This is a genomic window from Streptomyces sp. MGP-BFMKR1, assembly GCF_057766585.1.
The window spans coordinates 445,491-461,370 of the sequence record NZ_CM173408.1 but is presented as its reverse complement, the minus strand read 5'-3'; the positions used below and the strand labels follow the sequence as shown (position 1 = coordinate 461,370).

General features: G+C 73.8%; 15 protein-coding genes. 6 read left to right on the top strand and 9 right to left on the bottom strand.

All coding sequences use genetic code 11. The features are described 5' to 3' along the window. Positions 1-34: 34 nt before the first annotated feature. The gene (locus AC3CHW_RS01680; RefSeq protein WP_488470936.1) at positions 35-1,177 is read left to right on the top strand and encodes an SDR family oxidoreductase; all 1,143 of its coding nucleotides are present in this window, start codon (positions 35-37) and stop codon (positions 1,175-1,177) included. A gap of 247 nt (positions 1,178-1,424) precedes the next feature. Here the strand turns inward: AC3CHW_RS01680 and AC3CHW_RS01675 are convergent, their stop codons facing one another. Further along, complete coding sequence (locus AC3CHW_RS01675; protein ID WP_187064139.1) at positions 1,425-2,060, bottom strand: carbonic anhydrase; 636 nt, start codon at positions 2,058-2,060, stop codon at positions 1,425-1,427. A gap of 285 nt (positions 2,061-2,345) precedes the next feature. Here AC3CHW_RS01675 and AC3CHW_RS01670 point away from each other — a divergent pair, with 285 nt between their 5' ends. Then, positions 2,346-2,531, top strand: coding sequence for a hypothetical protein (locus AC3CHW_RS01670; protein WP_488469287.1), 186 nt, complete (start codon positions 2,346-2,348; stop codon positions 2,529-2,531). On the opposite strand, the gene AC3CHW_RS01665 is transcribed toward AC3CHW_RS01670, so the two are convergent. Then, positions 2,515-2,802 carry a hypothetical protein gene (locus AC3CHW_RS01665; RefSeq protein WP_488469286.1) on the bottom strand — a complete coding sequence of 96 codons (288 nt, stop codon included), beginning with the start codon at positions 2,800-2,802 and terminating at the stop codon, positions 2,515-2,517. The genes AC3CHW_RS01670 and AC3CHW_RS01665 overlap by 17 nt on opposite strands. After that, positions 2,799-3,209, bottom strand: a complete 411-nt coding sequence (locus AC3CHW_RS01660) for a DUF1622 domain-containing protein (RefSeq protein WP_488469285.1) — start codon at positions 3,207-3,209, stop codon at positions 2,799-2,801. Before AC3CHW_RS01660 ends, AC3CHW_RS01665 begins: the two co-directional genes overlap by 4 nt. A gap of 631 nt (positions 3,210-3,840) precedes the next feature. On the opposite strand from AC3CHW_RS01660, the gene AC3CHW_RS01655 reads away from it, so the two are divergent. The 4 genes from AC3CHW_RS01655 to AC3CHW_RS01640 all read left to right on the top strand — a co-directional run bounded on the left by AC3CHW_RS01655 (position 3,841) and on the right by AC3CHW_RS01640 (position 8,093). After that, positions 3,841-5,091: an NAD(P)/FAD-dependent oxidoreductase gene (locus AC3CHW_RS01655; protein WP_488469284.1), complete on the top strand. Its 1,251-nt coding sequence runs from the start codon at positions 3,841-3,843 to the stop codon at positions 5,089-5,091. Positions 5,092-5,194: 103 nt separating this feature from the next. Further along, positions 5,195-6,403: a lycopene cyclase family protein gene (locus AC3CHW_RS01650; RefSeq protein WP_488469283.1), complete on the top strand. Its 1,209-nt coding sequence runs from the start codon at positions 5,195-5,197 to the stop codon at positions 6,401-6,403. Continuing rightward, complete coding sequence (locus AC3CHW_RS01645) at positions 6,400-6,528, top strand: hypothetical protein (protein ID WP_261905853.1); 129 nt, start codon at positions 6,400-6,402, stop codon at positions 6,526-6,528. The genes AC3CHW_RS01650 and AC3CHW_RS01645 overlap by 4 nt, the downstream gene beginning before the upstream one ends. Beyond that, positions 6,525-8,093 (top strand): FAD-dependent oxidoreductase, encoded by a 1,569-nt coding sequence (locus AC3CHW_RS01640; RefSeq protein ID WP_488469282.1) that lies wholly within the window; start codon positions 6,525-6,527, stop codon positions 8,091-8,093. Before AC3CHW_RS01645 ends, AC3CHW_RS01640 begins: the two co-directional genes overlap by 4 nt. A gap of 42 nt (positions 8,094-8,135) precedes the next feature. On the opposite strand, the gene AC3CHW_RS01635 is transcribed toward AC3CHW_RS01640, so the two are convergent. From AC3CHW_RS01635 to AC3CHW_RS01610, 6 genes are all read right to left on the bottom strand, one after another. Then, positions 8,136-9,146: a DUF5914 domain-containing protein gene (locus tag AC3CHW_RS01635; RefSeq protein ID WP_488469281.1), complete on the bottom strand. Its 1,011-nt coding sequence runs from the start codon at positions 9,144-9,146 to the stop codon at positions 8,136-8,138. Continuing rightward, entirely contained in the window at positions 9,143-10,138 is a 996-nt protein-coding gene (locus tag AC3CHW_RS01630; protein ID WP_488469280.1) for a phytoene/squalene synthase family protein, read from the bottom strand. Before AC3CHW_RS01630 ends, AC3CHW_RS01635 begins: the two co-directional genes overlap by 4 nt. Then, positions 10,125-11,696 (bottom strand): phytoene desaturase, encoded by a 1,572-nt coding sequence (locus AC3CHW_RS01625; protein WP_488469279.1) that lies wholly within the window; start codon positions 11,694-11,696, stop codon positions 10,125-10,127. The genes AC3CHW_RS01630 and AC3CHW_RS01625 overlap by 14 nt, the downstream gene beginning before the upstream one ends. Further along, positions 11,693-12,826: a polyprenyl synthetase family protein gene (locus AC3CHW_RS01620; protein ID WP_488469278.1), complete on the bottom strand. Its 1,134-nt coding sequence runs from the start codon at positions 12,824-12,826 to the stop codon at positions 11,693-11,695. The genes AC3CHW_RS01625 and AC3CHW_RS01620 overlap by 4 nt, the downstream gene beginning before the upstream one ends. Positions 12,827-13,152: 326 nt before the next feature. Beyond that, positions 13,153-14,457, bottom strand: coding sequence for a cation:proton antiporter (locus tag AC3CHW_RS01615; protein WP_488469277.1), 1,305 nt, complete (start codon positions 14,455-14,457; stop codon positions 13,153-13,155). Between the two features lie 268 nt (positions 14,458-14,725). Beyond that, positions 14,726-15,760 carry a YncE family protein gene (locus AC3CHW_RS01610; protein ID WP_488469276.1) on the bottom strand — a complete coding sequence of 345 codons (1,035 nt, stop codon included), beginning with the start codon at positions 15,758-15,760 and terminating at the stop codon, positions 14,726-14,728. Positions 15,761-15,880 lie beyond the last annotated feature (120 nt).

Genomic DNA, 15,880 nt, shown 5'->3' with positions numbered 1-15,880 from the left:
CGCCGTCCCGCTCCCCAAGGAGACCCCGTTGTCCGTGCTGCTCACCGGTGCGACCGGATTTCTCGGCTGCCGCCTCCTGCGCGAACTGCTGGCTCGCGGCCAGGACAACGTCACCGTCCTGGGGCGTGGCACGCCGCGGGACCTGCGCACCCGCGTCGAGGCCGCGGTGACGTGGTTGGACACTCCGCCGCTGGCTCCCGACGCCCTCGCCACCGTCCGCTACGTCAGCGGCGACCTGCTGCGGCCGGATCTGGGCCTGGACCGTGAGGAGCGGGCCCGTGTCACCGACGGACTCACCGCGCTGTGGCACTGCGCGGCCCTGCTCTCACTCGAAGGCGACCCGGCACCGCTGCACCATGCCAACGTCGTCGGCACCCGCCGCCTGCTGGAACTGGCCGAGGAGGCCCCCGACGCGCGCCTGCTGCACGTCAGCACCGCCTACGTCGCCGGGCGGCGCGGCACGGGCCACGTCATGGAGGACGACCTGCGTGACGCCGACGGCTTCCACATCCCCTACGAGGAGTCGAAGTACACCGCCGAACGCATGCTCCACGCCTGGGCGCGCGAGGGGCGACGCGATGTGACGGTCTTCCGGCCCAGCCTGCTCGTCACCGACCGGCCCGTCCCCCGCGAACTGCCCAACCAGCCGACCGATCTCCTGCTACGCCTCGTGGAGCAGATCGTGGGCAGCCGAACGGACAAGGCCGGCGTACTGCCCGGGCCGTCGCACGGTCCACGCGGCGAGCCCGAACTGCCGGCCGCGACGGTGCGGTACCGCGTGCAGGGGGACCCGAGCGGTAGCCTCAACCTGCTCCAGGCCGACTACGCCGCCCACGCCATGGTGCTGGCCGCCTCCCGGGCCCGACCGGCCACGGGCGTGCGCACGCTGCACGTGACGCACCCCCGTAACGTGTCGTTCGCGACCGTCACCGCGGCCATCGAGGCCCGCTTCCCGGGCCTGCGGGTGAGCATGACGCCGACGCTGGACGATCCGACGGCGTCGGAGAGCCTCGCCGCCAACTTCGCCGCGAACCCGCTGGTCTACAGCACACACCACCGCACGTACGACAGGACCAACCTGCTCGCCGCCACCGGCGGGCTACCGGACCCCGCACCCGTCGACCTGGCCTACCTGACCCGGGCGTTCGGCCGCGCACCGGCCACGGTGGCGAGCTGAACCGCCGGTCGGGCCGAGGCCGCCGCCCTCGTCGACCGCGAGCGGGGAGCAGCCGGTTCTCGGCCCGCCGGCCGGTGGTCATGAGGGATCATCCCCGCGCGCGGGGAGGCAGCCCCTCCCCGTCGTACACGGGCGTGCTCCGAGCCGGCGCGGTGGGGGCCGCGTCCGCCCACCGTGCGGTCAGCGTAAGGGCCGGGCCGGCGGGGCCCAACCTCGCTCCCCTCGGTGAGCGGCGCGGTCGGGACGGTCAGGACGCGGCGGGGACCACCGCGTCGAGACCTCGGGCGGCGACGAGTTGTGCGCTGCCGTCGGCCAGGCGGTAGGACAGGCCCACCACCGCCAGGCGGCCGTCGGCCACCGCATCGGCCAGGACGCGGGAGCGTTCGAGCAGCAGGTCCACGGTGTGCTCGATGTGCTCGGCCAGGATCTCCTCGGCCGTCTCGCGTCCGGCGGCGCGGGCTGCCAGCACGCTCGGGGTCACCCGTTCGACGACGTCCCGGACGAAGCCGCCCGGCGTCTGGCCGTCCTGCAGGGCGGAGCAGGCCGCGGCGACGGCACCGCACGAGTCATGGCCGAGGACGACGACCAGGGGCGCCTTGAGGACGCTCACGCCGAACTCGATGGAGCCGAGAACCTCCGTGCCGGCCACGTGCCCGGCGGTGCGGACGACGAACAGGTCGCCCAGGCCACGGTCGAAGATGATCTCGGCGGCCAGCCGGGAGTCGGAGCACCCGAACAGCACGGCGAAAGGCTGCTGGGACGGCGCCGTCTGGGTGCGGCGGGCAGCGTCCTGGTTCGGGTGCTCGGGGGTGCCGGAGACGAAGCGCTGGTTACCGGCCATGAGCAGCTCGAAGGCGTCGCGGGGCGTCTGGTTCGCAGTCATGGCCACAGCCTACGAGGCAGCACCAGCCCGCACTGTGACCGGTCCCGCCGGAGGGTGCCGTCTCGGGTGATGACGCCGGACCCAGCGTGCCCCCAGGCGCCGGGCGAGGGCACCTCGCGGCAGATCCTCAGCCCGCGGCGCGGTTGCCCGGCCCCGTACAGGTCCTCAGCTCCGCCTTCGTCCCGCACAACCGCACGACGAGTCGGGAACTGCTCGTGCTCACGGGCCCGTGCTTGCCCCCACTGCGACGCCGGCGGGGGAGCAGGTCAGGGCTGAAGCGGTGTCGTGGCGACCGAGGGCTCGGGCAGGTCGGCCCGGCAGCCGGGGCGGTCACGCCAGCCGGCGCACAAGCCGAGCACGTCGTTCCACGCCTACCGTGGGGCGTCCGGGTTCCCGTCGGGCCATTCGAACTCCGCCGAGGCGTTCGCCGACCACGACAGCGACATGAAGGTCGTCATCGACCAGGGCTGAGCGGCCGAGCCCCACCGTGGGTGGTCCGGTGCGCGCTCGACAGGCGGAGGGAGGCGCCGAGGAGCTTGCGCAGCGCGATCACGGCGGCTGCCAGGATGATGCTGTCCCACGACGGCTCGCTGGCGAGCCGGAGCAGGCCGGCGGCGGTCAGGAAGTCCAGCAGCACGGCCAGCCCCCCTCGCACGGCGCGCGTCAGGTGCCAGGCCGCTGTCGCGGCGACGAGGCCCAGCCCGGTGATCAGCACAGCCCCCGCCTGCAGCCACGCGTTCACGTCGGCAGGCCCTTGGCACCAGGCGGGGGCGTCGTCTCGCTCCGTTCGATCTCGGCTCGTTCCTGGGCGATCTCCCGGCCGAGGAAGTAGTTCAGCGCGGTCCGGATGGCCGCGATGGCCGCCAACTGCCCGATCTCGGCGAAGCTCGGCGCGACGGCCGTGCGCAGCACGTCCCCGGCGAGCTGGAATTCCAGGCCCAGCACCAGGAACCGCCCCAGGCTCAGCCTGATCCGGTTGAACCCTGCCACCTTGCCGCGCCCGCGCATGCCCGCGCGTACGAACTGCACGAACGCCCACACGGCGCCGATGAAGATGATCAGCGCGCCCGCGGACTCGATCAGTCTGACGAGCAGGCCGATCGCATCGCGCAGGGTCGACTCGGGAAGCACTTCCACCGACAGGGTCATGCGGGTGCCGGTACCCCCTCACGGAGCCGACGACGCGCTGTGGCGCGACGATGCCACTGGGGAGTGATCCCGCAAGACCGCGAGGTCACGCGTGTCCGTGTCGAGCCGGCGATGGGGAACTCGTCGCCACACGAGTCGTTCGGTACGTGGTCGAGCATGGGCATGAAGGAGTCGCCGCGAGAGTGGATCGGCCGCCGCTGGCCCGGCCACGACGACCTCGTGCGGTGGCCACATACCGGCAGGGCCGATGACCGGGAGGCACGGGAAACCACGGGCCCGGTAGTCCGGCCGGAGCGCGGGCGCGGCTGAGGGGCGAGCGTTGACCGTGACGTCGGTCGAGGGGGGCCGGTCCGCCCGACCGAGGCGGGTTGGCGTGTTCACAGGCCACCACGTGGAGCCGCCGGTGTCCTCGTGAGGTGTTGTCGTACGACCGTGCTTGGTCGTGGCGCCTGAGTGTCGGCCGGCGAGCGTGGTCCGCTGGCCTGGCGGTCGTGGCCGCGTCGCTCGGCGACGGTCCCGCCCACACGCCGTGACGGGCCTGTATCGGCCTGATCAGGGTACTGGCCAACGCGTGGCCGAGTGGCCGGCCCGGCCTTCCGGGTGCCGCGTGCGGCGTTGACTGAGGAGGAGCATGACCACCGAGGATCGCCGGGTGGCGGACGTGGTCGTCGTCGGGGCGGGCCTGGCTGGCCTGGCGTGTGCGCTGGACGCCTGCCGCGCCGGATGGCGGGTGACCCTGCTGGAGGCGTCCGACGGCGTGGGGGGCCGGATGCGGACGGACCGGCGGGAAGGGTTCTTGCTGGATCGCGGCTTTCAGGTGTTCAACACCTCGTACCCGCAGGTGAAGCAGCGGGTGAACCTCCGGAGCCTCCAACTGTGCCCCTTCACCGCGGGAGTTGTCGCGCACACCCCGAAGGGGCCGGTTCGCCTCGTCGATCCGACCAGGGAGCCCCGCGCGGCGGGTGCCCTGCTGCCCGGACGGTTCCTCTCCGCGCGCGACCTGGCCGCGCTCGCCGTCCTCAGTGCGCGGGACGCGGTCCTGCCCGTGTCCGCCATCAGGCGGGGCCGGGACCGGCCCACCTCGACGGCCCTCTCGCGGGCGGGGCTGTCGGACGCCGTGGTCGCCGACGTCCTGCGGCCGTTCCTGGCGGGGGTGTTCCTGGAGGACCGGCTGGAGACCTCCGCACGCTTCTTCCACCTGGTCTGGCGGAGTATGGCCCGAGGGACCCTGTGTCTGCCGGCGGGTGGCATCGGCGCTGTTCCCGGCCAGCTCGCCGACGGCCTGCCTGATGGTGTTCTGCGCCGTGACACACCCGTCGTGCGGCTCACCGACGCCGGAGTGCTGCTCGGTGACGGAAGCGAGGTGCCGGCGAGGGCCGTCGTGGTGGCGGTGGACCCGGCGACAGCCGCCCGCCTGGTGCCGACCCTGACCGTGCCGGACACCCGCACCGTCACCACCTACTACCACGCCACCGACGCCGTTCGGGCGGCCGGGCGAACCCTGATGGTGGACAGCTCCGGGGCGATCCTGAACACCTGCGTCCTCAGCGCGGTCGCTCCCGGCTACGCGCCCCCCGGCACCGCACTGGTCTCCACCTCCGTGCTGGGAACGGACCACCCGGGCAGAGCGGAGGCGGTGCTCCGGCGGCTGGCCGAGCTGTACGACACCGACACGGGCGGCTGGCGGCGGGTCGCCACCTACACCGTCGAGGGGGCCCTGCCGGCGATGCTTCCGCCCTGGCCGCTGAGCCGCACCACTCGCCTCGGCCCAGGCAGGTACGTGTGCGGCGACTACCGGGCGACCGGTTCGGTGCAGGGTGCCCTGGCCTCGGGGGCGCGCGCCGCGCGCGAGGTGCCCGCCGACCTCGGGAGGCGGAGATGACGCGCTACGGGTGGGCCGTGGTCCGTGGCGCGGCGGACGTCGCCGATGGAGAGCGCGTGGCGGGTCTGATGGTGGCCACCCACCCGGCGCCACGGCGAGTCCGGTGACGCCCCCCGCCACCGAGGCGTCCGACGTCGTCATCATCGGGGGAGGCGCTGCCGGTCTCAGCCTCGCGCACCACCTGACCGGCATCGCCCCCGTGACGGTCATCGAGCCGCCGCACGGTCCGCCGCGCCCGGCGGAGCGTACCTGGTGCTACTGGCACGCGGGCGACGACGGCCTGGGCGAGGCCGTGAGCGCGTCCTGGTCCGTGCTGCGGGTGCACGGCGTCGACGGCTGCCCGGTCACCGTCGAACCGGCGCCGCTCACCTACCGCATGGTGCGCTCCACCGACCTCGAACGGTTGGTCCACGGCCGGCTGGCCCGCTCGGGCGGCGGGCGTGTGCTGCGCGCGACGGCGGAGTCGGTGCGCGGCGTTCCCGGCGGCGCCGAGGTCCGGTGCACGTTGCCGGACGGCCGGTGCCTGACGCTGCGCGCCCGCCGGGTGTTCGACTCACGGCCGCTGCGTGCGCTGCCCCCGGCCCGCACGCACCTGCTGCAACACTTCCGCGGCTGGTTCGTGCGCACCGCCACCCACCAGTTCGACCCCGCGGTCGCCGATCTGATGGACTTCCGGGTCCCCCAGCCGGCGCGCGGTCTGGCCTTCGGCTACGTCCTGCCGCTGGCGCCCGACCGGGCGCTCGTGGAGTACACCGAGTTCTCCCGCGACGCGCTGACCACCGAGGCGTACGAGTCGGCACTCGGCCACTACTGCCGCGACGTCCTCGGGCTTGGCGCGTTCACCGTGGAACGGGCGGAGCAGGGGGTCATTCCCATGACCGACGCCCGCTTCCCGCGCCGGGCCGGGACCGCCGTCGCCCGCATCGGAACGGCGGGCGGCGCCACCCGGCCAGCCACCGGCTACACCTTCGCCGCGGTGCAGCGGCAGAGCCGGGCCATCGCCGCCGCGCTGCGAGACGGGCGGGAAACCCTCCCCGCCCCGCACGGGCGGCGGGCGCTGGCCATGGACGCGATGCTGCTGCGCGCCCTGGACACCGGGCGGGTCAACGGCCCGGCCTTCTTCACCGACCTGTTCCGCCAGGTCCCGACGGAGCGCCTGTTGCGCTTCCTCGACGGCGCCACCTCGCTGCGTGAGGAGTGGAGCATCGGACTGCGCACCCCCGTCCGGGCGATGCTCCGCACGGCGACCGAACTGCCCTTCGTACCCCGTCGCCCCGCACCCGACGCGAGAACCGGAGACCACCACCGATGAACCCGCCGCACCGCCACGACCTGGTCCGCGCTGTCGACCACGCCGCCCACGCCGAGGACGGCCGCGCCCCCGGCAGTGGATCGACCATGGGACGTCCGACCACCACCGGGGAGGGCGCCCAGTGACGGCCCGCCACACCAGTGCCGCCCGACGAGGCCGCGACCGCAAGGCCGAGATCCTGGCGTCCCCGCCCGGGAGGGATCGTTTCGCTCGCGGGGACGAGCCGTCCGTCGCGGTGGTCGGCGGTGGCATCGCCGGTCTCGCGGCGGCCACGCTGCTGGCCGAACGCGGCACCCGCGTGACCTTGTACGAGAAGGACAGCGCACTCGGCGGCCGGCTTTCCGGCTGGCCCACCAGGCTGTCGGACGGGTCGCGGGTGACCATGACCCGCGGGTTCCACGCCTTCTTCCGTCAGTACTACAACCTTCGCGGCCTGCTCCGCCGTACCGACCCCGCCCTCGCGCGGCTGACCCCGCTGCCCGACTACCCCCTGCGGCACAGCGCCGGCCTGACCGACAGCTTCGCCCGCGTACCGAGGACGCCGCCGTTCAGCGCGCTCGGGTTCGTCGCGTTGAGTCCCACCTTCGGCTGGCGGGACCTGGTCGCCATGGACGCGCGGGCTGCTCTGCCCCTCCTCGACGTGCGGGTGCCCGAGGTGTACGAGCGGTTCGACGAGACCTCCGCCACCGACTTCCTGCGCGGCGTGCGCTTCCCGGAAGCCGCGCACCACCTGGCGTTCGAGGTGTTCTCGCGCAGCTTCTTCGCCGACCCCCGCGAACTGTCCGCGGCCGAACTGCTCCTGATGTTCCACATCTACTTCCTCGGGTCGGCCGAGGGCCTCCTCTTCGACGTGCCGACCGAGCCGTTCCCGCAGGCCCTCTGGGACCCGATCGGCGACTACCTGCACCGCCTGGGGGCCGCCGTGCGGACCGGCACCGCCGTCCACGAAGTGCGCCCCCGCGACGGCGGTGGCGCGGAAGTGCGTACCGCCGCTGGTACCAGCGTCCACCAGGCCGTGGTGCTCGCCCTCGACACCGGAGGGCTACGGCAGACCGTCGCCGCGTCGGACGGCCTGGGTACCCCCGCCTGGCGCGAGGACGTCGCCGCCCTGCGTACCGCTCCGCCGTTCCTCGTCTCCCGGCTGTGGCTCGACCGACCGGTCCGCGCCGACCGCCCCGGGTTCCTCGGCACCAGCGGCTACGGCGGCCTGGACAACGTCAGCGTCCTGGAACGGTACGAGGGCGAAGCCGCCCGCTGGGCGGCACGCACCGGGGGGTCGGTGGTGGAACTGCACGGTTACGCCGTCGATCCCGCGTCGGACCCTCAGCGGGTACAGGGCCTGCTCGTCGACCAACTGCACCAGGTGTATCCGGAAACCCGTGGGGCACGCGTCGTCGGTGCCCGGCACGAGTGGCGCTCCGACTGCCCGCTCTTCGCGGTCGGCTCCCACCGACGGCGCCCCACCGTCCGCACCCCCCACACCTGGCTGACCCTGGCCGGCGACGCGATCCGCTGCGATCTGCCGGTCGCCCTCATGGAACGAGCCGCCACCACCGGCTTCCTGGCGGCCAACGCCCTGCTCGCCGGCTGGGGTGTCCGGGGGCAGACGCTGTGGACCGTCCCGCGGTCGGGCCGCTCCCGCGTACTGCGGGCGCTCGGGGCGGCCGTGGCACCCCAACCCTCCCCCTGACCGTCGTCCCGCGCCCGCCAGGGGAAGGCCGCAACCGCCCGCTCACCCGGGGAAGCGACCGGTGCCGCGCAGCGTCCAGCGGCGTTCGGCGTAAGCCAGGTCGTCGCGCCACAGCCGCCCGGCCGTACGCCGCATCAGCGGGCGCAGCACGGGAGCGGCGGCCCGGGCGAGGGCGAAGCCCGGCCGGTCGGAGGCGGCGACGACCGCCTCCACCACCGCGGTGCGCGGGTGTGCGTGGTCCGGTGCGGTGAGCGGAGTCGCGTGCGTCTCCACCACGGACGTGGCCCCCTCGCCCTCGGTGATGCGCATGAGGACCGTGCGCGGGCCGGGCGCGGTGAACTCGGCCCGCACCGGGACCACCAGGCGCCCGGCGACCCGGAAGGAGACGTCGACGACGAAGGCGTCGTCCCCCTCACCGGACGGCTCCCGCACCACCGACAGGTCGACGAACGAGTACGGGTGGAACCACGAGCCGTGCCACGGGTCGAGACGGTTGGCCACCACGTCTTCCGGTTCGCACCGCCCCACCGCCGTGAACACCGCGTCCACCCCCGCGCCCGACGCTGGTCGCGGGGGCACCGAAGGCCGCTCGGTGGGCTCCTCGCCGCCCACCTCGTCCAGCCGTACCCAGATGAGCACGCCGTCGTCGTACACGGGAAACGGCTGCCAGCCGGCGAACGGGGAACCGTCCAGGGTGAGGCCGTGCCAGTGGCACACCAACCGCCCGCACACCACCCGGCTGTCGCGCAACGGGGCGCCGAGGTGCGGGCAGACGCCCGAGCCGGCGTGCGGCACGCCGCTGTCCGAGCGCCACAGCACGACCTCCACACCCCCGACCGTCCTGCCGTACGGGCGACCACCCGCGCGCACCTCCCGAGAGGCGCCGACGACGAACCAGTTGCCGGACGGGCGGGCCTGTGCCCGCTTGAGGGCGTCGGCGATGAGCGCCGGCCGCGCCTGGCGCCAGGTCGGCGTCTGCGCCGCCCAACCCACGCCAGCCCCTCGCCACCGCAACGGGATCGACCAGCGCTTGCCGTCCCCTCGCCCGCTCACCGCAGCGACCCCTTCCGCTCGACCACCGAAGTGCCCGTCGCCGCCCGGTGGCGCGGGGCGCGAGCGCGCCACCGGGCCCCGGCCACTCGCAGCGCACCGACCGCGGCGATGGCCGCGCGACGCCGACGGGGGACCACCGCGCGACGCCGCAACACGGTGTAGTCCTGTTCGGCGATGGTGTCCAGGATCTCGCTGTAGAGGGTGAACGCGGCGTGGATGCAGGGACGCACGCGTGGGTCGAGCAGGGCGAGCCCCGGCACCGCCGTCCGGTAGACCTCCCGCGTCACGGCCTCCATGGCGACCAGGGCAGCGCGGACCCGCGCGTCGGTGCGTCCGGTACGCCGGCACCACTCCAGCAGCGGCCTGTCCACGCCGTGGGCGGCGAGCAGGTCGCCGGGCAGATAGACGCGGCCCCGGTCGAGGTCCTCGCCCACGTCCCGCAGGAAGTTGGTGAGCTGGAACGCCACACCGAGCGCCGCGGCGTGCGGGGCCGCCTCCTCCAGGGGCGCGACCGTGCCCAGAACCGGCAGCATCTGCAGACCGATCACCTCCGCCGAACCGCGCATGTAACCCCGTAGGTCGGCGTAGGTCGGATAGTCCGTCACGGACAGGTCGGCACGCATCGAGGACAGGAAGTCGGCGAAGAGCAGGTGCCCGATGCCGTACCGCTCGGCGGTGTCGGCGACGGCCCACACCACCGGCTGGGCGCTGACGCCGGTACGCAGGGAGCTGGCGAGGTCGCTCTCCAGGCGGCGCAGTTCCCGGTCGCGCTGCACGGGCGTCCGGCGCTGGTCGAGGTCGTCGACGATGTCGTCCGCCCAGCGGGCGAAGCCGTAGAGGGCGTGGACGGCGGACCGGCGTTCGGGAGGCAGCAGTCGGGTGGCCAGGAAGTAGGTCCTGCCGTGGCGGGCGTTGAGCTGCCGGCACCGGGTGTAGGCGGCGCGCAACGCGGGATCGGTGATGCCGGCCGCGTCCAGTTCACGCCGGGTCATCGGCGCCTGCCGGGGTCGGGACGCGGGGTCCGTCGGCCGCTACCGCGGGCGGACGCGCTCGGACGGGCCGGGGAGCGACGCCTCCGGTGACGCGCGCGGCGGCGAGCTTCCCGCTGACGAACACCGTCGGTACGCCGACACCCGGTGTGGTCCCGCAGCCCGCCAGCACCACGTTCTCCACCTCTCGTACGAGGTTGCGCGGGCGGAACGGTCCGGTCTGGGCGAACGTGTGCGCGACCGAGAAGGGGCTGCCGGCAGCGTGGCCCTGCTCGGTCCAGTCGAGCGGCGTGACCAGGAGCTCCTCCTCGACGCTGGCCGCGAACCCGTCCAGGCCCCGGAGCTCCAGTTCGCCGACCAACTGGTCGCGGTAGCGCGGGCCGAGGTCCTGCCAGGAGGCGGCCGAGGGGCCGACGGTGGTGTTCGGGCAGGGAGCGAGGACGTAGTGGAGATGGCGCCCCGGCGGTGCCAACGCGGGGTCGTGCGTGGTGGGGCGGGTGATCAGCAGGGACGGGTCGCTCATCAGCTCGCCCGTGCGGGTCAGCTCGCGGAATGTGCGCTTCCACGCGGAGCCGAAGGAGATCGTGTGGTGGGCGAGGTGGGGCCAGGTGCGGTCGGTGCCCGCGTGCAGGATGACGGCCGAGGGCGAGTGACGTAGTCGCACCGGGCGCCGGGGCGCGCGCCCCAGCAGCTCGTACGCGGCGGGCAGGTCACACGTCAGCACCACCGCGTCGCACGGGATGCGCTCACCGGAAGCCAGGCGGACGGCGCGTACCCGGCCCGCCGACCGCTCCAGCGCGCTCACCTCGGCCGACCAGCGCAGGTCGGCGCCGGCCCGCGCCGCCGCCTCGGCCATGGCGCGGGGGAGCGCGTGCATGCCGCCCTTGGGGAACCAGACGCCGGCCACGGTGTCCATGTACGCGATCACCGCGTAGGCCGCGAGGGCCCGGGCCGGCGCCACGCCGGCGTACAGCGCCTGGAAGGAGAAGACGCGGCGCAGGCGCTCGTCGGACAGGAAACGACCGATCCGGCCATCCAGCCGCCCGAAGCCGCCGAGCGCCGCCAGCCGAGCCAGGTCCGGGTGCAGCAGTTGGAAGGGGGAGTCGAAGTTCGTGTCGATGAACCGGCGCATCTGCGCCCGGTACAACTTCTCCAGCCACTGCCGCAGGTCGCGGTAGCCCGCCGCCTCAGCGGGCCCGGCGAAGCGCCTGACCTCCGCCTCCATGGCCGCGCCATCGGTGTGCACGTCGAGCGAGGACCCGTCCGCGAAACACGCCCGGTAGGCCGGGTGCAGGGCCGTCAGCTCCACGTGTCGGTGGAGGCTGTCACCGACGGCGGCGAACGCCTCGTCGGCCAGGTGCGGCATGGTCAGCACCGTGGGACCGGTGTCCACCTGGTACCCACCCAGCCGCGCACGGCCCGCCCGGCCGCCCGGGCCGGTGTCCCGTTCGACGAGGGTGACCCGGCGGCCAGCGCCCAGCAGGTGCAGCGCGCAGGCGAGCCCCGACAGGCCGGCACCCACCACGACGACGTGGTCGGTGGGCCCGGGCACCCGCTTCACGCGACCTCCTCGGCGTGGCGCGGGTCCAGGCCCGTGGCGCGTCGCACCAGTGCCTCGAACTCGCACCGCGCGGCCGGGGGCGCGCCGGTGCGCTCGAAGTGCCGAAGGCTCAGGCCCGCCAGCTCCTCGATCTTCGCCTCCACCAGGTCCCGAGCGCCGGTGCGCCGCAGCGCCGCCCGCATCCGCTCCACCGCGTGGGCGGACCCCGAATCCGCGTCCGGCGCCAGCGCCGCGGCGGCGTCGCCGTCCCCCGCGGCGTCGGCGAGTCGGAGCGCGACGGCCAGCAGATAGGTGAGTTTGCGCGACCGCAGGTCGTCGTCGGCGGGCTTGCCGGTCCGCGCCGGCACGCCGAAGGCTCCGACGAGGTCGTCACGGAGTTGGAAGGCCAGGCCGGCGCACCGGCCGGCCGTCCGCAGCGCGTCCAGCACGTCGTCATCGGCTCCGGCCAGCGTCGCGCCGAGAGCGAGGGGCCGGGCGACGGTGTACTGGGCACTCTTGAGGACGGCGATCTCCAGCGCCTCGTCGACGCCGGAGGAACGCGCGGCCTGGGCGTACAGATCGCGGTACTGTCCGGCGACCATCTCCGTGCGCATCGCCCGCCACTCCGCGTGCAGCCGCGCGCCGTGCGGCGTGCTCAACGCCGTCTCCGTCAGCACGTCGTCCGCCCAGGCCAGCGCCAGGTCTCCGGCGAGTACGGCGGCGGACGTCCCGAACGACCGCGCGGAGCCGTGCATGCCCGCGGCCCAGTGCTGGCGGGCGAGTTCGACATGCATGGACGGGGCACCTCTGCGGTGCGAGGACTCGTCCATCACGTCGTCGTGCACCAGGGCACATGCCTGGAGCAGTTCGAGGGCGGCCCCCGTGTGCAGCACCGCCGTGGGATCACCCGAGCCGCCCGCTGCCTGCCACCCACAGTGAGCGAACGCCGTACGCAACCGCTTGCCGCCGTGCTCGATCAGGGCGGCCAGCCGGGCGGCCAGGTCCTGGGCGAAGAGGGGATCAACGGTGTGGGACTGACGGAGTCGCACGTCGAGGGCGCGTTCGAGGACGATGTCAGCGGCGTGGGCGACCTCGGACGGGGAGAAAGCATCGTCGACGGGTTCAGCCGCCCTCGCTGGCATTCCAAGCATGCGCAACTCCTTCTCACTCTCGGTGATCGCACATCAGTGCTCTCGCCGAGTGCCCCGGCATGTATGCGCTCATTCCTGCCCGAACTGGCGCCGAGGCCGGGCAAGGTCATCCCAGCGGCCCAACGGCGCGGGTTCACGGCGGCGTGTCGTCCCGTCCGCGCTCCCGCGCGCGTGCCCCCACGAGGTCGTCGAGCCGGTCGAGTTGACGCGGGGGCTGGGCGACGCGCTGGTCGCCCGCCAGCGGATCCCGGTGCCGGGCAGGGAACGCCCAGTAGCCGGTGGTGTACGGGCACGCGTGCTGGCCGGTCAGGCCGGTCTCCGGGGGCTCACGGCCGCTCCTTCGCCAACTGGTGGTCGCTCGGCTCCCGCTCGGCGCGCCGGGCCCGGAGCAGCCGCAGCCGGTCGAGGCGGGAGATGACGGGAGAGGCGGTCACCCCGTGCAGGACGACGGAGCAGAGCACCGTGAAGATCACCACCGCCCACAGCTCCTCGGCCGGAACATGGAAGTCCTCCTCTCCGAGCGCGTACGCGAGGTAGAACAGCGAGCCGACGCCACGGATGCCGAAGAACGCGGTGACCACGCGCTCGCGCGGTCCCGCGACCGTGCCGAGCTGGGCCGCCCAGCCGGTGAGCGGGCGTACCACGAGCAGGAGGAGCAGGCCGACGGCCGCCCCGCGCCACGTCAGGGAGGCCAGGGCGCCCTGCGCGACGTACGCGCCGAGCAGGAAGAGCAGGACGACGGTCAGCAGCCGCTCGATCTGTTCGACGAAATCGTGCAGCACGGCGTGGTACCCGTGGGCGCGCTCGGCGGCGCGGATCTGGCAGGCGGTGACGAACACGGCGAGGAAGCCGTAGCCGTGGACGAGTTCGGTGAGGCCGTAGGCGAGGAACGTGGCGCTCAGGGCGACGAAGCCCTCCTGGTGCTCGGACAGCCGCATCGCCTGCCAGCCGGCGCGGAAGAAGGTCCAGCCGAGCAGCTTGCCCACGGCGATCCCGGCGAGCACGCCGACCACGCACCGGTACCCGGCGTCCACCAGCAGCCAGTGCCCGATCCAGCCGCCGGACATACCCGTGCCCGAGGCGGCGACCAGGCCGATGGCCGCCATCACCACGGGGAAGGCGAGACCGTCGTTGAGCCCGGCCTCGCTCGTCAGCGCGAAGCGCACCTCGTCCTCGTCGTGCTCGGACTCGGTGGGGGCGCCGACGCGCACCTCGGAGGCGAGCACCGGGTCGGTGGGCGCGAGGACGGCCGCGATCAGCAGCGCGGCGGCCGGAGGCCAGTCCAGCAGCCACCAGGCGAGCACGGCCACCGCCGCGATGGTCAGCGGCATGGTGACGCCCAGCAGCCGCCAGGTGGTACGCCATCGGCGGCGGCCCATGGGGCGGTTGAGGGCGAGCCCGGCACCCATCAGGGAGACGATGACGCAGACCTCGGTGAGGTGCTCCACCCACGTGCGGTCCGCCACCGGGTCCACGTCCGGGAGGGGCGTCGGCAGCAGGTAGAGGCCGATGCCCAGGAGCAGGAAGATCAGCGGCATCGAGAGCGGACGCCCGGCCACCAGGCGCGGCAGCGCGGCCGCTGCCAGCGTGCCCGCCCCGAAGACGGCGAACAGGAAATCAACTGAGGTCACCGGACACGGGTGCCCCTGTCGCACGTGCGTACGCCGGCCAGTGATCGGAAGACCAGCTTCCGTCCGGGCGACGGCCCGGTGCGGCGCGGCTCAGAGCGGCGGCGCCCCACCTCGATGGTCCGCCGCCAGCCCCGGGCTCGCCGTCGCACGGACGGTCACCGCGCGCGACCGCGTACGACCGCACCCCGCGAGATTCAGTACCACTCCGAACTCAGCCCCGCGCACCGCGCCGCAACCGGCCTCACCCTCACGACACGCGCCCACAGCCTCAGTAAGCCCGGGCGGCGGGCAGAAGTACCGAGACGTCCGGCTCCGACCGGGTGGCGAAGCCGCCGGTGACGGCCAGGCGGTCGAGGTCGACGACGGCGATCCGGTCGCGGTCGAGCAGGGACACGTACGCCACCGCCTCGTCGGGGTGGAGCGAGACGGCGGCCGGGATTCCGTCGAGCCGCAGGGTGCGCAGGGGCCGCAGGTCCGCGGTGGCGCACACCGTGAGGGTGTTGCCGACGATGTCCGTCACGAGCAGCCGGTCCTCGTCGAGGGTGTAGACCCGCAGCGGGTCGCCGCCCACCTTCCGGCTGCGCCGCACCCGCATGGTGCGGGCGTCGACGGCGACCAGGGTGGAACTCCTGCGGGCGCCGACGAACAGCGTCTTCTCGTCCGTGCTCAGGCAACTGCTCTCCGGTAGCTGTCCCGGGGTCACGAGGACCGGGGGTACCGCAGCGTCGTACGGTCTGACCAGGCTCACCGTGTGCGACAGCAGGCCGGTGACATAGGCCCTTTCGCCGTCGCGGGTGAGGGAGAAGAGGTGGGTCTTCACCCCGTGTGTCGGCACTGCCCGGGTGGGCGCCCGGTCGGTGGCCGGGTCGTCGAAACCGAGCAGCACCGCCTTCTCCTCGCTGAGCGCGTACAACCGGTCCCGGTCGTCGATGCCCATGCCGTGGACGCGGTTGTAGGGGCGGATGTCGATGGTCCGGGACAGGGTCCGCTCGTGGAGGTCGACCACGAAGACGGCGGCGCCACCCTCGCCGATGGTGGAGGCCATGCGAACGCCGTAGTGCCCGACGTAGGCGTAGCGCCGCCGCGAGTCGACGACCATCTCATGGGGGTAGTCGGGCAGTTGGACGGAGCCCAGGCGCCGGCCCGACGTGACGTCGTAGAAGCTGACCGCGTGGCTGCTCTTCTCCACCACCAGCAGCACGTCACCCCGGGTGGCGGTCCCGGAGGCGCCCGCGGCGGACACCGCGAGACCACTGGCGAGCGCGCCGCCGCCCGCCGCCTTGACCACCGTACGACGTGCCACCACGGCCCCACCTCGTTTCCTCGACTCCGAACACTGTGGCCCCGTGAGCCTCTGCGATGACCCCGCCCTCATGGCGTGTGAGGCATGTCATATGCGCGTCCGCTGCGGTGGGGGCGAAAG